The sequence below is a fragment of the Rhizobium sp. 25PS6 genome (assembly GCF_032464655.1).
GTDB lineage: Bacteria > Pseudomonadota > Alphaproteobacteria > Rhizobiales > Rhizobiaceae > Rhizobium > Rhizobium laguerreae.
Window position 1 is genome coordinate 91685 of sequence record NZ_JAWDIV010000007.1, and the last position, 15496, is coordinate 107180.

At 60.5% G+C, this 15496-nt stretch carries 15 protein-coding genes and 2 pseudogenes; 8 read left to right on the forward strand and 9 right to left on the reverse strand.

Annotated features, from left to right (window positions below; translation table 11 throughout):
* Positions 1–71 precede the first annotated feature (71 nt).
* Positions 72–1001 (forward strand): LysR family transcriptional regulator, encoded by a 930-nt coding sequence (locus RWK44_RS12130; protein WP_168282852.1) that lies wholly within the window; start codon positions 72–74, stop codon positions 999–1001.
* A gap of 37 nt (positions 1002–1038) precedes the next feature.
* Here RWK44_RS12130 and RWK44_RS12135 read toward each other — a convergent pair.
* Positions 1039–1529 (reverse strand): annotated as a pseudogene (locus RWK44_RS12135) (GNAT family N-acetyltransferase).
* A gap of 77 nt (positions 1530–1606) precedes the next feature.
* The gene (locus tag RWK44_RS12140; protein ID WP_168282850.1) at positions 1607–2128 is read right to left on the reverse strand and encodes a DUF992 domain-containing protein; all 522 of its coding nucleotides are present in this window, start codon (positions 2126–2128) and stop codon (positions 1607–1609) included.
* 590 nt (positions 2129–2718) lie between these two features.
* Between RWK44_RS12140 and RWK44_RS12145 the strand changes: the two genes are divergently transcribed.
* Together RWK44_RS12145 and RWK44_RS12150 are read left to right on the forward strand one after the other, a co-directional pair.
* Complete coding sequence (locus RWK44_RS12145) at positions 2719–2967, forward strand: hypothetical protein (RefSeq protein WP_168282849.1); 249 nt, start codon at positions 2719–2721, stop codon at positions 2965–2967.
* A 20-nt stretch (positions 2968–2987) separates the two neighbouring features.
* Complete coding sequence (locus tag RWK44_RS12150) at positions 2988–3347, forward strand: EF-hand domain-containing protein (protein WP_168263095.1); 360 nt, start codon at positions 2988–2990, stop codon at positions 3345–3347.
* Between the two features lie 81 nt (positions 3348–3428).
* Here the strand turns inward: RWK44_RS12150 and RWK44_RS12155 are convergent, their stop codons facing one another.
* The 3 genes from RWK44_RS12155 to abc-f form a co-directional block, all read right to left on the reverse strand.
* The gene (locus RWK44_RS12155) at positions 3429–3593 is read right to left on the reverse strand and encodes a DUF1328 domain-containing protein (protein ID WP_017969338.1); all 165 of its coding nucleotides are present in this window, start codon (positions 3591–3593) and stop codon (positions 3429–3431) included.
* Positions 3594–3692: 99 nt separating this feature from the next.
* Positions 3693–4283, reverse strand: coding sequence for a hypothetical protein (locus RWK44_RS12160; RefSeq protein ID WP_026264630.1), 591 nt, complete (start codon positions 4281–4283; stop codon positions 3693–3695).
* Positions 4284–4540: 257 nt separating this feature from the next.
* Entirely contained in the window at positions 4541–6163 is a 1623-nt protein-coding gene (gene abc-f, locus RWK44_RS12165; RefSeq protein ID WP_168282847.1) for a ribosomal protection-like ABC-F family protein, read from the reverse strand.
* Between the two features lie 204 nt (positions 6164–6367).
* On the opposite strand from abc-f, the gene RWK44_RS12170 reads away from it, so the two are divergent.
* Both RWK44_RS12170 and RWK44_RS12175 read left to right on the forward strand, forming a co-directional pair.
* Complete coding sequence (locus RWK44_RS12170) at positions 6368–6697, forward strand: DUF6665 family protein (RefSeq protein ID WP_168282845.1); 330 nt, start codon at positions 6368–6370, stop codon at positions 6695–6697.
* A 104-nt stretch (positions 6698–6801) separates the two neighbouring features.
* Positions 6802–7671, forward strand: a complete 870-nt coding sequence (locus RWK44_RS12175) for an aldose 1-epimerase family protein (RefSeq protein WP_168282843.1) — start codon at positions 6802–6804, stop codon at positions 7669–7671.
* Between the two features lie 47 nt (positions 7672–7718).
* Here the strand turns inward: RWK44_RS12175 and RWK44_RS12180 are convergent.
* From RWK44_RS12180 to RWK44_RS12190, 3 genes and pseudogenes are all read right to left on the reverse strand, one after another.
* A pseudogene (locus RWK44_RS12180) lies at positions 7719–8762 on the reverse strand (MFS transporter); the annotation flags it as partial.
* A 137-nt stretch (positions 8763–8899) separates the two neighbouring features.
* Positions 8900–10087, reverse strand: coding sequence for a mannonate dehydratase (gene uxuA / locus RWK44_RS12185; protein WP_020047598.1), 1188 nt, complete (start codon positions 10085–10087; stop codon positions 8900–8902).
* 44 nt (positions 10088–10131) lie between these two features.
* Positions 10132–10854, reverse strand: coding sequence for a GntR family transcriptional regulator (locus RWK44_RS12190; protein WP_168282841.1), 723 nt, complete (start codon positions 10852–10854; stop codon positions 10132–10134).
* Positions 10855–11126: 272 nt separating this feature from the next.
* Between RWK44_RS12190 and RWK44_RS12195 the strand changes: the two genes are divergently transcribed.
* From RWK44_RS12195 to RWK44_RS12205, 3 genes are all read left to right on the forward strand, one after another.
* On the forward strand, positions 11127–11531 hold the full coding sequence (locus tag RWK44_RS12195) for a DUF2934 domain-containing protein (protein WP_168282839.1): 405 nt from the start codon (positions 11127–11129) through the stop codon (positions 11529–11531).
* A gap of 53 nt (positions 11532–11584) precedes the next feature.
* Positions 11585–11836, forward strand: coding sequence for a hypothetical protein (locus RWK44_RS12200; protein ID WP_025398493.1), 252 nt, complete (start codon positions 11585–11587; stop codon positions 11834–11836).
* 333 nt (positions 11837–12169) lie between these two features.
* Positions 12170–13444: an O-antigen ligase family protein gene (locus tag RWK44_RS12205; protein ID WP_077979741.1), complete on the forward strand. Its 1275-nt coding sequence runs from the start codon at positions 12170–12172 to the stop codon at positions 13442–13444.
* 28 nt (positions 13445–13472) lie between these two features.
* On the opposite strand, the gene RWK44_RS12210 is transcribed toward RWK44_RS12205, so the two are convergent.
* Positions 13473–15488, reverse strand: a complete 2016-nt coding sequence (locus RWK44_RS12210) for a polysaccharide biosynthesis protein (RefSeq protein ID WP_077979742.1) — start codon at positions 15486–15488, stop codon at positions 13473–13475.
* Between the last annotated feature and the right edge of the window lie 8 nt (positions 15489–15496).

Genomic DNA, 15496 nt, shown 5'->3' on the forward strand with positions numbered 1-15496 from the left:
TGTTCCTGCGACAGTGATTAGGCCTTCGATGCGTGCTTGAAAAGCATCGCAATCGATGATCAAATGTGCGCATGGTTCACAGCTCGCCAGTGCTTCCGCCGCTCGATACGATCGAGACCTTTGCCCGCGCCGCCCGGCTCGGATCGTTTTCGGCTGCCGCCGAGGAAAGCGGCATCACCCACGGCGCGGTGTCGCGGCAGGTCTCGCGGCTGGAGCGCTGGATGGGCGTTCGCCTGTTTGCGCGCGAAGCCCGAGGCGTGCGCCTGACGCCGGAAGGCATGCGGTTTTTCGCGCGGGCGGAAGAAGCACTTACGCTGCTCGGCAATAGCGGCGAACGCTGGCTGCCTCGCCGCAACAAGGCGGTGGTACGCCTTTCGGTGACGCCCTCTGTCGCCTCTCTATGGCTGTTTCAACGCCTGCCGAAGCTCGAAGGAAACGAGCTGCATGTCGAGCTGACGCTCGAACACCGGCTGGCGGATTTCGGCGAAGGCGCGGATCTTGCCATTCGCTGCGGCAAGGGACCATGGGCCGGCGTGCGCGCCCTGCCGCTCTGGCAGGAGAAATCATTTCCGATCGCCGCCCCGGCGCTGGCGGAGCGGCTCGGGCAGCGCTCCGATGCCTTGGCGCTGCTCGATCTGCCGATCCTGCACGATTCGAATATTGAAGGCTGGCGGCGCTGGCTCTCTCGTGAGGGCGTCGACTATATACCACGCGGCCATGATCGGCGCTTCGAGGACTATAATCTGGTGATCGATGCCTGCGCGCAGGGCCTCGGGATCGCGCTCGCGCGGCCGCCGCTGTCGGATGCCGCGTTGGCCACCGGGCGCGTCGTCGCGGTGTCGGAGCGGACGCTCGATTATCATGTGGCCTTTCACCTGATTAGACCGGACGAGGCCCTTAGAAGTCCTGCCATCGAATTCGCCAGCCGCTTCCTGCGTGAGGCCGGCCATGACGAGGCGACGATCGCTACTTTTATCGCACCCGGCCGAGCGAAAGCGTAGGCGGAAAGCTGGCGGCGGCTCCGGCGATCGCCGGTCGCTACTCCGCCGAAAACTTCAGGCGCATTTCTTTCGCCAGTTCGAAACCAGTGGCGTGATAGACGGGTTCGCCGGCATCGGAGGCATGAATGACAGCAGTCGTGCAGCCGATCGATTCAGATAGTCGACAGCCTTGTTGGTTAACGCAAGTGCGATGCCGACGCCGGCGGAAGGCGTCGTCAACATAGACGGACCAGATGTAACCGTGCAGCCGCTGTTCCGGCCGGATGATCTCCGGAAACGGCGATTGGTGCAGCTGGCAGGATGCGGAACCGGCAATGTCACCGTCGACGATGGCGAGGAACGAGGTCAGGCGGCGCTCTTCGCGACCGCTTCTGATGAAGACAATATCCGCGCCCCGGCATCAGGCCTGTAGTGTTCCGGTGGTGTGCCGTAGCTGTCCCAGATCTTTAGATAGTGCCCGACCAGGATCTCGTCCTCGCCAGGCGTTGCCATTCGAATATCCATCATGTCGTGATCCGGCCTGGGCATGCGAGGGTGCGAAATCGCGCCCCAGACGAGATGACATCCCCTGCCGCGACGCGGCAGGGGATGTCAAAAAGGCCATATCAATTGGCTGGTGTGAGCGTCATCGAGGCGCTGCCGGCCGCAACGTTGAGGCCGAGCTGACCGGTCAGGCTGACCGTCTGCAGATGGATCGAACCGGAAGTGCCACCAACCAGGAGATTGGCGCCGACACCGGCGCCGAGCGTCGCTTCGGCGGTGGCGCCGACGTAGAGGCCGGCGAGCGATCCGCGGTGATAGCCGGCCGTCGGCGCGAACACGGCCCAGATCAGGCGGCTGCGCGTGGTGAAGCCAAGGTCGATGCCGAGCTTTCTCATTTCACCCGTATAACGATCCGAAAGTTCGTTGCCGACGGTCGACTGGAAGATGCAGTCGGCCTCTTTGGAGGAACCGAGCACGTAACCCGTGCCGCCGCCGATATCGCAGGTGAGGTAACCGATCTTCACGCCATTGCGCAGGTCCGGCTCTTCATATGTCCTGTTGCCGAGGTCGGCGGCATTGACCGCCCCAGCGCCGACAAACGTCAACGATACCGCGGCAAACGCCGTCGCAAGAATTTTGTTCATAAGTCTCTCCTTCTCAAATCGTGACGGGAGCATACCCGGCTACTCGCCACCAGATTCGGCAACAGATAACGGACGGAACCGCAAAACGATCCCGAACCGGCATCATTTACGCATCGCATGTCAAAGCGCCTGGGAGGGCGCAAGCGACAAACACGCTTACGGTTCAGCTCCCATTGGGACATTTCGAAGGCACCTTTTCGCGTCATCCGGTTATTTCACGATCTTGTCAGGGATGGTTGCCGGAAAGGCACGATCTTGATCGCCGTCAACTCTCGACGAGCGGTATCATGCACATCGCAGGCGCCCCTATTTGGATAGGCGATCAATGATCGCGCAGGTTGCCATGCCGTATAGATAGCTGTACTATTTGAAAATACTCTCCATGCAGTACTGCAACTGGAGAGGAAACGGCATGATTGCTTGGCATTGCCGCAGAATTTCCGCTTGTTTTCCGGAATTCTGCTTCTGTTCGAACAGAAACTAAGTCTGAATTTGAGAAATATCAGTAGGCGATATTTTCGCGGGGGCCGGACAATCGTACGCCTGCCGATCTATATTGGAGATAACGGGTAATTTATCGGGAGGGAAAGATGCGCATACACAGGACAAACATCATACTGGCGGGATGCCTTGCCATCTCCGCCTGCCAGTCCGGCCCGACGTCGCAGGCCGTCGCAGATCGTAATTCAGAATTCGGCTGCATCGCTGGAACCGTCGGCGGCGCGATTGTCGGTGGCTTGATCGGCAGCACGATCGGCGCCGGAACCGGGCAGGTGCTTGCTGTCGGCGCCGGCATCGGCGGCGGCGGTTACGTCGGCAACCGTCTGGCTTGCCGCTAATTGGGGAGGGATATCAAGCGATGAAGACCTTGGCTTTGGTGACCACATTCATACTGTGCCAATGCGTTGGGGCAGCGGCGCAACAACAGCAACAGCCCGGATCGATGTATCAGGGCCACATGGATCGGCTTGACGCAAATACCAGCAAGACCGTCGACCGATCGGAATACGAGACCTTCATGGGCACGGCTTTCGGAAGTCTCGACAAGAACAAGGACGGCAGCCTGCAGTCCGACGAGACGGTGCAGATCCTGACGGTCGAGCAATTCACTTTGACCGACGCGAACCACAACGGCCGGATCAGCCGAAGCGAATTCATGCAGCGGGTGATGGCGGATTTCGCGACAGCCGACCACGACCGGGACGGAAACCTTCAGTGACAGAGACGTCAAACCGAATGTGGCAATAAAGAAAAACCCGGCGGATGTTTCGCCGGGTTTTTATACTTTAATCTGTTCGCGTTATACTTTTCGCATCAGTTGCATGACGAGCGATACGACGAACAGCACCAGGAAAATGAAGAACAGAACCTGGGCAATGGAAGCTGAAGCCCCTGCGATGCCGCCAAATCCGAGGACGCCGGCAATCAAGGCCACGACGAGAAACACCAGAGCGTAATAAAGCATCGCAATCTCCTTGTACGTTGCTGCGGAGATAACGGAGGCAGCCCCATTTGGTTCCCATCTGCCTAATGGCCGGGGCCTGCAACGTCGCAGCAGTTCCATTCAGCCGACGTGAAAGACGCCGCTATACATCCGGTCGCCTTCATTCGGCTCGGGAGGTTCGGCCGCGTCGAGATAGGCCTTGAGCGGCCCGGTCAGCACGAACCAGATGCTGGCTCCCAGCATGAAACAGGCTCCCACCGGATCGTCGATGCGGGCGATGAACGGAAGGCAGGCCGATGCGAAGAGGACGATGATCCGCACCGACCACTCTGCCTCACGTTTGGCGATGGCGCGTGCTCTCAGCGACTTGTACTCCCGGGCGCCGTAACTGCCTTGCCCTGCCTTCACAGCCGAAAGCAGCTTTCGCGCGGACGGCAGCGCCAGCATGACCAGCGCGGCAACACTGAGCGTGAAAGTCTCGCCGGCCATGACCTGCCCGCTCGCGATCAGGAGAAAGGAGAGCACAACGAGATTCCACGTCGGCTCCAGCAGCTCCGGCGGTTGCCGCGTGCGGAGATGCCAACTCCGCAGCAAACCCGCCGCGCCGTGCAGTAGCGGCTGATCGATATAACGATTGATCCAGTCCATGCCGATGCGCCCGTCCCCGATTGCATGAAGAGGCCTCCGAACACCACGGAATTTGGTCATCATCGTGGCGACAACCGTCGAATCCGTCCGCAACCGATCGAACCGCGTGTCGCAACCCCTAAAATTTGGAGCCGATTTCAGACGCGCGGCAGCCGTCTAGCGCAATTCCCGCGCGACTTCCCGAACATGGCCCGATGGATCCGCAAAGGCCGCGGTGCGTTTTCTCCTCCGTTGCCCCGAGCGGCCAATCGATGTCGCTAGCCGGCTCTTCACCGGTCGTTTCGACACTGATGGTTTCGACATGCCGGGCAAAATAATCGTCAGCTTCGCAGGCCGGGCGCCTCCTGACCGGTGCGCGCCACATATTCGGTATAGCCGCCGCCATATTGATGGATGCCGTCGGGCGTCAGCTCCAGCACCCGGTTGGAGAGTGCCGCCAGGAAATGCCGGTCGTGCGAGACGAACAGCATGGTGCCCTCATATTGCGACAGCGCCTTGATCAGCATTTCCTTGGTGTCGAGGTCGAGGTGGTTCGTCGGCTCGTCGAGCACGAGCAGGTTCGGCGGGTCGAACAGCATCATTGCCATGACCAGCCGCGCCTTCTCACCGCCTGACAGCACCCGACACCGCTTTTCGATATCGTCGCCGGAGAAGCCGAAACATCCGGCTAGCGCACGCAAAGGCCCCTGCCCTGCCTGGGGAAAACGGTGTTCCAACGATTGGAAGACGGTGTGCTCGCCATCGAGAATATCCATGGCGTGCTGGGCGAAATAGCCCATCTTGACACTGGCGCCGAGAGCGACGCTGCCTTCGTCAGGCTCGGCAGTGCCCGTCACCAGTTTCAGCAGCGTCGATTTGCCGGCGCCGTTGATGCCCATGATGCACCAGCGTTCCCGGCGCCGCACCATGAAATCCAGCCCTTCATAAATGCTTCGACTGCCGTATTTCTTGTGGACGCCCTTCAGGCTGACCACGTCCTCGCCAGAGCGCGGTGCAGGCTGGAAATCGAAGGCGACCGACTGGCGGCGCTTAGGCGGCTCTACCCGGTCGATCTTCTCCAGCTTCTTGACGCGGCTCTGCACCTGCGAGGCATGCGAGGCGCGCGCCTTGAACCGCTCGATGAACTTGATTTCCTTGGCGAGCATCGCCTGCTGGCGCTCGAACTGGGCCTGCTGCTGTTTCTCGTTCTGCGCCCGCTGCTGCTCGTAGAATTCGTAGTCGCCGGAATAGGCCGTCAGCATGCCGCCGTCGATCTCGATGATCTTGGTGACGATGCGGTTCATGAACTCGCGGTCGTGCGAGGTCATCAGCAGCGCGCCCTCATAACCCTTCAGGAACTCTTCCAGCCAGATCAGGCTTTCCAGATCCAGATGGTTGCTCGGCTCGTCGAGCAGCATGACATCGGGGCGCATCAGCAGAATGCGGGCAAGCGCCACGCGCATCTTCCAGCCGCCCGACAGCGCGCCGACATCGCCGTCCATGATCTCCTGGCTGAAGCTCAGGCCCGCGAGCACTTCGCGGGCGCGTCCCTCGAGCGCGTAACCGTCCAGCTCCTCGTAGCGCGCCTGCACCTCGCCATAGCGCTCTATGATGTTGTCCATGTCGTCGGCCTGCTCGGGATCGGCCATGGCGGCTTCGAGCTCGCGCAACTCCGCAGCAACGATGCTGACCGGCCCGGCGCCGTTCATCACCTCGGCGACGGCGCTGTGGCCGGCCATCTCGCCGACGTCCTGGTTGAAATAGCCGATGGTGACGCCCTTCTCGCAGGAGACCTGCCCCTCGTCGGGCTGCTCCTCGCCGTTGATCATCCGGAAAACGGTCGTCTTGCCGGCGCCGTTCGGGCCGACGAGACCGATCTTCTCGCCTCTGTTGAGCGCTGCGGAAGCCTCGATGAAGAGGATGCGGTGGCTGAGCTGCTTGCTGATATTTTCGATACGGATCATGATTTACGCGGCGCCTGGAGAAGGAGATTTTGGCGCGCTTATGCCATGCGGGGAAATCGCAGGATAGCCCTGTTTCCCACCCTCTCGATCAAGAATATGATGCCGAAAAGCCTGAGCGGTTTTCGAACCACATCATGCTCACCTTCTTTAATTTGCAACAGGATTGGATAATATCGCGGCTCACGCCAACGGAGACCTGTGCCAATGAGCGTTCGTCCGCCGCAATCCTTCAGACAATCCGAGCAGGATAGAAACGGCTTCAACGTCCTCGAATACGAGTTGATGTCGGAACGCGCGGATTCGCTCGGACGTCACGGGCTAAAGGTGGAGGCAGCCCTTGCCGCCCTGAAGGCCTGGGCTCCCGATCGCCAGAGCGCCGAAGAACGCGAGAGACTTGTCAACGAAGCCTCCGACGCCGTCTGGGCGTTTTTCATCCAACGCGAGATCTGCGGCTTGCGGAACAACCGCGACGCCATTCAGCGCTACGGCATCCCGAACGAGGTGATCGCGAGATTGGGCGCGATGCGAAAATGACGCGGCGTCGGCTGGCACATCAGCCGTCGAGCCTCTCTATTGGGTGGAAATCCCCGGTGCGGAACGGTATGGCTTGGTGCCGCACCAATGCGAAAGGAAACGCGATGCCAATCTCCATCCGGATCGGGAATGAGGATCTCACAGTCGATGTCTCCTCTCTCGGCGCCGAGATGCAGGCGCTGAGGTCAAGCGACGGACGCTCGTGGTTATGGACCGGCGACGCAGCCTTCTGGACCGGGCGGTCGCCGATCCTGTTTCCGATCGTCGGCAAGGCGCCGGATGACAAGATCGCGATCGACGGCATGGTCTATCCGATGGCCCAGCATGGCTTTGCCCGCCGCAGCGAATTCGTGCTTGCGGCCTCCACTGAGACGATGTGCCGGTTCGAACTGGCCGCCTCGGATGCGACCCGGGCGGTCTATCCGTTCGAATTTCAGCTGGCCGTGGTGCATGCGGTCGAGGGCCGCGCGTTGACCGTCACGGCCGAGGTTACCAATCGCGACCATAAGCCGATGCCCTTCGGTCTCGGCTTCCATTCGGCCTTCGCCTGGCCATTGCCAGGTGCTTCCAGGCGCGACCATATCGTGACGCTCGACAATAAAGGCGAGCCGGCGCTTGTGCGGCTGGAAGGCGGTCTCATCAACCCCGCGACCCTACCCTCGCCGTTCGATGCCGGCCGGCTGGTGCTCGATCACGCCATGTTCGAGCAGGATGCGATGATTTTCCCTGATGGTGCGGGCGAAAGCTTGAGTTACGGCGCCGAAGGCGGGCCGACCATGCAGTTCCATTTCGAAAACCTGCCCAACCTTGCGCTGTGGACCAAGCCGGGTGCGCCCTTCCTCTGCATCGAGCCGTGGCATGGAACGGCTGCGGAAGCTGGAGGGTCGAGCGAGCTGTCGGCGAGGCCGTCGACCACGATCCTGGCGCCGGGTGCGGTGGCGAGCTTCGCCTTCACGGTCAAAATTCCGGAATAGGGACAGACAGAAAGCGCTCGCCGGGAAGCCGGGCGAGCGCCGATGTCTCAGTGAGCGCCGGCGCCACCGCCGGCCCGCGGTTTTTGGGTAAGCAGCAGGGCGACGGCTGCAATGGCGAGAACCACGCCGATGACGGCGAATGTATCGGCAAAACCGAGGATGAGGGCCTGGCGTTTGACGACCTGGCCAAGCGCCACGACGGCCTTCTGGGCTGCGACGGTATGGTCGGAGACCCCATGTTGGACGAAATAGGCTGTCAATTGGTCGAGACGGGTGCGGACTTCATCGCGGCCGAGCGTTACCGACTGGCCGATGATGTTCGAGTGGAACTGCTCGCGTTTGGTCAGCACCGTGCCGAGCGTTGCCGTGCCGACAGCGCCGCCGAGATTGCGCAGCATGTTGGTCAGGCCCGAGGCGGCGGCCGCATCTGAAGGCGCAATGCCGGCGGTGGTGATGGCGGTGATCGGCGTCAGCACGAGAGCCTGGCCGATGGCCCGGACGATATTCGGGATCCAGAACTGGTCACCTGCCGTGTCGGCGGACAACGTGATGTTCATGAAGCAGCTGATCGCGAAGATCGAGATGCCGAGGAAGCCGATATACCGCGCATCGAAGCGTTTCATCATCATCGGCACGAGAGGGATCAAAAGCAGCTGTGGCAGGCCGGTCCAGGCCAGCACGTTGCCGATCTGCTCGGCATTGTATCGCTGCACCTGGCCGAGATATTGCGGCAGGATGTAGACCGTGCCGAAGAGGGAGACGCCGACCAGCACGTTGACGGCAACGCCGATGCCGAAATTGCGCTGCCTGAGCAGGCTGAGCTTGACCAGCGGCTTCTTCACCGTGAGCTCGATCCAAATGAAGGCGACGAGGAAGGCAAAGGCAACGATACTGAGCTTGACGATGAAGGGCGAGGAGAACCAGTCCTCCTTATTGCCTTCCTCGAGCACCGTCTGCAGTGCCGACAGGCCAATGGCCATGGTGAATATCCCCGCCCAGTCGCCTTCCCTCAAAAGGCCGAGCTGCATCGGCTGCTTGTCGAGCGTCAGGGCAAGGGCGACCGCCATGATGGCGCTCGGGACGGCATTGAGCGCAAGCGGAAGGGCAATATTGAGCGGTGTGCCGTGAAGCCCCCCTCATCGCCTCGCTATCGCTCCGGCACTTCTCCCCGCTGGGGAGAAGAGACAAGTGGCAACGTCTCGCCCCCTCCTCGGCCAGAGACAACACCTCAGTTTGGCGGAGCGCCCAGCGCATGCAGGATGCCGCGCAGTTCGGCGAGGCCGCGCATGCGGCCGATCGCCGGGTAGCCTGGTGTGACGACCTTGTCGAGGTCGTCGAGCATGCGATGGCCATGGTCCGATCGGAACACGATGGTGTCTTCGGGACTGCGGTGGCGGTCTTCGGCGACCAGTTCGCTGAGAACGGCGACCATGTCGACGTCGCCTTCCAGATGCGCGCTTTCATGGAATGTCCGGCCGTCACCCTCGCGCGTCGTGGCGCGCAGATGGGCGAAGTGGATGCGCGAAGCAAAACGCCGGGCGATCGCCGGCAGGTCGTTTTCGGCGCGCACGCCGAGGCTGCCGGTGCAATAACACATGCCGTTCGCCGCCGACGGCACCGCATCGAAGAGAGCGGCATAGTCGTCCGCCGTCGAGGCGATGCGCGGCAGACCGAACAGCGAACGCGGCGGATCATCGGGATGCAGCGTCAGCTTGACGCCGCGGGCTTCGGCAGCAGGCGTCACCGCCTCCAGGAATTCAATCAGATGCCGGCGCAGTCTTGCGGCATCGATGCCACTATAGGCGACGAGCTTTTCGCGGAAAGCCGGAATGGTCAGAGGTTCGGTGGTGGACCCCGGCAGAGCCGAAGTGATGATGCGGGTGATGTCGGCGATCTCGTCGTCCGTCATCGCTTCGAAGACAATACGCGCCCGTTCACGGTCTTCGCTGGAATAGTGCTGCGCCGCATCCGGCCGTTCCAGAATGAAGAGATCGAAGGCTGCAAAACGCTCGTGGTCGAAGCGCATGGCAGTGGCGCCGGTCGGCGTCACGAAATCGAGTTCGGTGCGGGTCCAGTCCACCACCGGCATGAAATTATAGCAGACGATCGGAATACCACAGGCGGCGACCGCTTCGAGACTGGCGATCCACGCCTCGATTTCGGCCTTCGCCTCCCCGCCCTTGCGCTTGACGGCATCGGGGATCGGGATGCTCTCGACCACCGACCAGACGAGCGGCGAGCGGTCGCCGGGTGTCGTCTCGATCAGAGCCTGCCGTTCGCGCACTTCCTTCTCCGTCCAGGCCCTCCCGATCGGCACCTGATGCAATGAAGAGACGATATTCGTCGCGCCCGTCTGGCGGACATCATCTAGCGTCACCGGCGCTTCCGGTCCGAACCATCTCCAACCCTGTCGCATCCTTCTTCCTTCCCTCTCGCTTTTCGTTTCGTGTTGGTCTGCCGTCAGCAGAAATAATCGGGGTAACGCGCGCGCAACTCGTCGACATCGGGAATGACGGCACTCAGATGATGGGTCATCGCGCTGCGTGCAACCGCCGCATCATGGGCGGCGAGCGCATCGCGGATGATCATGTGTTCCTGCACGACATTATCCGTGCGCCCAAGCGCCGGCAAAGTCAGGCGCCGAGCCCGGTCGATCTGCACCTTAACCGTTTTCAGGATTGCCCAGATGCCGGGATAACCTGAGATCTGCGCGATCGCCTCATGAAAGGCCTCGTCCTCCTCATGGAAGCTCGAGGCGTTGCCGGTCGCGGCATGGGCCTGCTGGCGGGCTATGATGGCATCGAGACGGGCGATATCGGTGGCCGTCGCGGTCAGAGCCGCAGCCTCGACGGTCGCGCCTTCGAGCGCCTTGCGCACGACGACCGCCTCAGGGATCGCCGAGACCGGCACCCGCGACACGACGGTGCCCGACTGCGGGTAGATATCGACCAGTCCGCCTTCGGAAAGCCGGAGAAGCGCCTCGCGCACCGGCGTGCGGCTGACGCCGAAATCATCGGCGATCCGTTTTTCCTGCAGCAGCATGCCGGGCGGCATCCGCAGCGACACGATGTCGGCATAGAGGCGATCGTAGATGGCGCCGGCCGTGGTGATACGGCGCAGCCTGCCCCCGGGCTCCCGCGACGTCGGGACGACCAAAACTTCGGTTTCTGATGCTTGCCGCATGGATATACCGGGACGCTGAAACTCCGTGGCATACTAGTATATCAGCTTTATCGCCGTGCCAAGAGACGCTGCTCAAGGTTCGACGCTTCGCGAAGCAAGTCGACCCGCGGGCCACGGGCTCGAGGCAAAAACATGGAACGGCAATTACAGCGCGCAAGCGCGGGTGAACGGCATAGACCTCGCGGAAATGAAAAGCCGATCTCTACCGCCGAGGCACTCTTTGTTTGGAACTTAGATCGGCCAAGTTGGTTGAGATCCGCAAGGAGATCCCCATGAAAAAGCCAGCACCACGCAAGACAAACGAAAATACGACTGACGGCGGCCGGCCGAAAACTCCACCCGCCGCGGACGCTTGCGGACGGAAGATGGTTCGGCAAGCCGCAAACCAAATCGACAGGCCGAGCGGCGGGTCGCCGGCAGCCACTCGCGAGGAGGAGATCCGAGGAAGGGCATATTCCCTGTGGGAGAAAGAAGGGAGGCCGGAAGGCAAGCACGGGCATCACTGGACCCTGGCCGAACATGAACTCGATGCGCAGCAGGGCGAAGCCGACAATCCTCCAAACCTCGCAGCATTGCGAGAGGCCTCGCGCGAACATACGGATGCCTTCCTCGTCAAGACCGATCTCGATGACGCCGATCAACGCGAAGCCTCCCCCGGCACACGCGAGCAGGATTGAACTTCCGCCTCGCGCCAATCTCAGACCTCTTGCCATTCAGAAAGGTGCCCGACATGACCGACAAACAGAACTTGAACGCCGGATTCACCGGAACGCCCGCTGAGCAGCCGGAGGGATTGACCAAGGTCGCGAAGTCGGCAGCCAAAGAGATGAAACGTGAGGCTTATGCCGTCGCCTTGGGTGCCAGAGAGCACCCGCATACCGCAAGCGCATTGCTGCTCACCACCGGCATTGTCGCATTCGGGCTTGGCTATCTCCTTGGTCGATCGTCGGCGGAAGGTTCGACACGCCCATATTGGCGATAGCGGCAGCCGCGTCACTTCAACGAGGCGCATGCATCGGTTCTTCGACTAGCCATGCCGATCCCGATGGCGCCGCCTTCTCTTTTCTCGGAGCGCCCCGTCGGGCTGCTTGCTACACCGTCACATCAAGCTCGCACCTCAGACGTGTTTTCTGTTCAAGCTGGCCTTACCGTCGCACGCACTTGCCACCCATCATCGAACAGAACTACGTCTGTCCGGATGCCTGTTGCCGGAATACCACGTCGAATGAAGCCATAGATTGCACCGTTATCACAGCTTGACAGCTGTGATGACGATCCTTAGCGAGGCAGCATCGACACGGTCAGGACCGGCAAAGTGAATTATTTTAGACAACTCAAGATGGCAGTGCTTTATCCGGGGGACGAGGCCGGAAGCGCACTCGACCGAAACAACCGCATTGCCGTCTTTCTCTTTGCAATCCTTCCAGGGCTTTCGCCGAACTTTAACTCCTTCATCCTCCTCGCGTCGATGGTGTGGGGCGTCTACTGTCTGGCGACGGGCAGCCTCGCCTTGAACCTGTCGAAATCCGACCGGCTCGTTGCCATTTTCATGTCGATCTATCCGCTGGTGATGATCGCCAGCATTTTCATCAATCCGCCTTACTCCGAAGTACCGGACTGGATATTCCGGCTCCTGCCTTTCTTTTCCATCTGGCTGATATTGCCGCGAATGCGCCAATCTCCCGATGGCCGTCTCGTGCCGCTCTTTATCCTCGGCGCAGGCATCGGCATGATTGTCACCTTTCTTTTCAGTCTCCTGCAGATCATGTTTCTGATGGAGAGAGCAGAGGCTGGAACGTCCAACGCTGCACTCCTCGGCGTGATAGGTATTCTGTTCGGCGGCATTGCGCTTCTCAACATTCAATCTCCCAGAAGCGTGGAGCAAAGAATTGCGATATTGGGATATGCCGCGGGTCTAGGCTGCGTTCTGCTTTCCGGAACGCGCTCGGCCTGGCTGGTCATTCCCATCCATATCGTCATCTTTCTCTGGTATTTTCGCAAACACAGCTTCCATCTGAGTTTGCGCAGCCTGGCTATTACCAGCTCTCTGCTGTTGGTGGGACTTCTCACCCTGGGCAGCGGCCAGATCCTCCATCGCATCCAGGCGCTTCAGGAAAATCTGACGTCGCTCGAACGCACCGACGGCGAGATCACGTCGCTGAGTGCCCGGTTCGCCTTGTACAAAGGCGCACTATCAGCAATCAGTAAGGACCCGTTGACAGGTTATGGCCCGCAGAACCGAATGAGTTCGGTTTTGGCAGAGCTTCCCGATAATATAAGGCCGCAGTTGCCTTACTCGCATGTCCATAACGGCTTTCTGACCGCGGGAATCGACGCCGGCGTTTTCGGCATTGCAGCGCTTTCGCTGATGCTGCTGACGCCCGTGATCGGCGCGTGGAGAAAAGAACCGGGACCGGGCCGGGATTTAGCGATTGCGCTCGCTCTTCTGCTCGTCAGCAGCTACGTCATAACAGGCAGCTTTGGCATCATGTTCAATCAGAAAGCTTTGGATCCGATCTTCGCCTACATGGTCGCCCTTATTTGTGCGGATCGGGGCAGCACGTGTTTTGCGCCCGTCGTTCGGAACTGACGTCGGGCACGCCTTGAGCCTGCAGACCCTACAGCGTGCTTTGAATTGTCTGAGGCAGCCGTATTGGCTCGGCGCCGGTGAAAGCCAGATCAGAAACCTCACCCGTTGAGGAATAGCCGGAAACAAGCTCCGCCAATGTCGCACGTGCAGCGATCATATCGTTCCGGTCCAATGCCGCGTTGAGCGTGTTGAGCCTTCGCGACAGCTCCGGCCAGGACAGGAAATCCTCGCGCGCCTTCATAATCCGAGGATGTTCGGTTGTTTCAGGGTTGTCCCCGATCAACAGTTCTTCAAAGAGCTTCTCGCCGGGCCGAAGACCGGTAACGGACAGCTCGATATCGCCTTCGGGGTTGTCTTCGTCGCGGACGGCCAGCCCGGAAAGCTCCACCATCTTGCGGGCGAGATCTGCGATGCGAACCGGCTCTCCCATGTCGAGCAGGAAGACATCTCCGCCCTCGGCCATCGCGCCGGCCTGTATGACGAGTTGAGAAGCCTCCGAAATGGTCATGAAATAGCGGGTTATATCAGGATGTGTCAGTGTCACCGGGCCGCCCTCCTTGATCTGCTGCCGGAAAAGCGGCACGACGGATCCGGAGGAGCCGAGGACGTTTCCGAAACGGACCATGGAGAAATTCGTTCGCATTTTGTCGATAGCCGATTCCGCCGCAAGCGCCTGCAGAACCATTTCCGCCAGCCTCTTGCTGGCGCCCATCACATTTGTCGGACGCACGGCTTTGTCTGTGCTGATCAGCACGAAATTCGAGACGCCGCATTTATTCGCCGCGCGTGCCGCGACCAGCGTACCCATCACATTGTTCTTGATGCCTTCCACGGCATTGTGTTCGACAAGGGGAACATGCTTGTAAGCGGCTGCATGATAGAGCGTCTGAGGTCGCCAGCTCTGCATGACATGTTCCATGCGATCCTGATCGCGGACGGAACACAGAATCGGAACGATCTGCATATTTTCATGTTTGTACAGTTCGGCCAGCTTCTGCAATTCGGCATGAATATTATAAAGCGCAAACTCGTTCTGATCGATGAGGATCAGGCTGGAAGGCCCGGTGCGCAGAATCTGACGACATAGCTCGCCGCCGATCGAGCCGCCAGCGCCGGTGACCATCACCACCTTGTTGCGCATCGATTTGTCGAGTAGCTCCTGGCGCGGCGCGACCGCTTCTCTTCCCAGCAGATCTTCGATTTCCAGCTCGCGGATGTCGGAGACGGCGATGCGTCCCTGAGCCAGGGCAGTGAGATCCGGCAACGTGCGAACATTGACCCTGGCTTTACGGATGTGCTCCAGGATTTCGTTGCGACGCTGCCGCGATGCGGAGGGAAGAGCAAGAAGCACGTTGTGCACGCCGAGAGATTCGGCAAGTACCGGAAGATCCGAGGGGTCGTAGATCGGCAAACCACCCATGACGCCGCCCTTGAGACGCGGATCATCATCCAGATAGCCGACGACATTGAGTTCGGCACTGTTGATCAAGGCACCGGCCAGTTGCCGCCCGGCCGTCCCTGCCCCATAGATCAGCACCTTGGCGAGCATATTCTTGTGAAGGATGCGCTGGTAGGCATCCCCGAGCCAGTAGCGGATACTCAACCTCGACAGCCCGATCGCAATCAACAGAAGGAAGGGCTGGAGGATGCCGACGGTTCTCGGAACACCGGGGACGCTGAGTGCTGTAAATATCGTCATGAAGGCGACGCCGTAGATCGCAATCGCCTTCAGAACAGTAATGAAAGCAGCCATATTGGCATAACGGAAGATCGCCCGATACATACCCATGACGATAAAGATGGGAAGGGCCATGCACAGTGAAACGAAGACCGGCAGCCACTGCACACCTGTCAGCACCGTCCATTCGTTCAGTCGGAAACAATAAGCCAGCCAGATCGTCAGAACACAAAAGCTGGAATCCAGCAGCAAGGCCAGAGCGCGTTTGGCAACCCGCGGCATCGCCAGCAGAGGGGCGACGAGCGCTTGCATCGGCATTAAGAACCATCCTGAGCGCGGCGTCTCAGTGGGGGTATTTTCGGGCATTGCTTACC

Bases quoted from the DNA above. Each gene is read 5' to 3' on its own strand.
- RWK44_RS12130 (WP_168282852.1), top strand. From the start codon at position 72: ATGGTTCACAGCTCGCCAGTGCTTCCGCCGCTCGATACGATCGAGACC.
- RWK44_RS12140 (WP_168282850.1), bottom strand. From the start codon at position 2,128: ATGAACAAAATTCTTGCGACGGCGTTTGCCGCGGTATCGTTGACGTTT.
- RWK44_RS12145 (WP_168282849.1), top strand. From the start codon at position 2,719: ATGCGCATACACAGGACAAACATCATACTGGCGGGATGCCTTGCCATC.
- RWK44_RS12150 (WP_168263095.1), top strand. From the start codon at position 2,988: ATGAAGACCTTGGCTTTGGTGACCACATTCATACTGTGCCAATGCGTT.
- RWK44_RS12155 (WP_017969338.1), bottom strand. From the start codon at position 3,593: ATGCTTTATTACGCTCTGGTGTTTCTCGTCGTGGCCTTGATTGCCGGC.
- RWK44_RS12160 (WP_026264630.1), bottom strand. From the start codon at position 4,283: ATGATGACCAAATTCCGTGGTGTTCGGAGGCCTCTTCATGCAATCGGG.
- abc-f (WP_168282847.1), bottom strand. From the start codon at position 6,163: ATGATCCGTATCGAAAATATCAGCAAGCAGCTCAGCCACCGCATCCTC.
- RWK44_RS12170 (WP_168282845.1), top strand. From the start codon at position 6,368: ATGAGCGTTCGTCCGCCGCAATCCTTCAGACAATCCGAGCAGGATAGA.
- RWK44_RS12175 (WP_168282843.1), top strand. From the start codon at position 6,802: ATGCCAATCTCCATCCGGATCGGGAATGAGGATCTCACAGTCGATGTC.
- uxuA (WP_020047598.1), bottom strand. From the start codon at position 10,087: ATGCGACAGGGTTGGAGATGGTTCGGACCGGAAGCGCCGGTGACGCTA.
- RWK44_RS12190 (WP_168282841.1), bottom strand. From the start codon at position 10,854: ATGCGGCAAGCATCAGAAACCGAAGTTTTGGTCGTCCCGACGTCGCGG.
- RWK44_RS12195 (WP_168282839.1), top strand. From the start codon at position 11,127: ATGAAAAAGCCAGCACCACGCAAGACAAACGAAAATACGACTGACGGC.
- RWK44_RS12200 (WP_025398493.1), top strand. From the start codon at position 11,585: ATGACCGACAAACAGAACTTGAACGCCGGATTCACCGGAACGCCCGCT.
- RWK44_RS12210 (WP_077979742.1), bottom strand. From the start codon at position 15,488: ATGCCCGAAAATACCCCCACTGAGACGCCGCGCTCAGGATGGTTCTTA.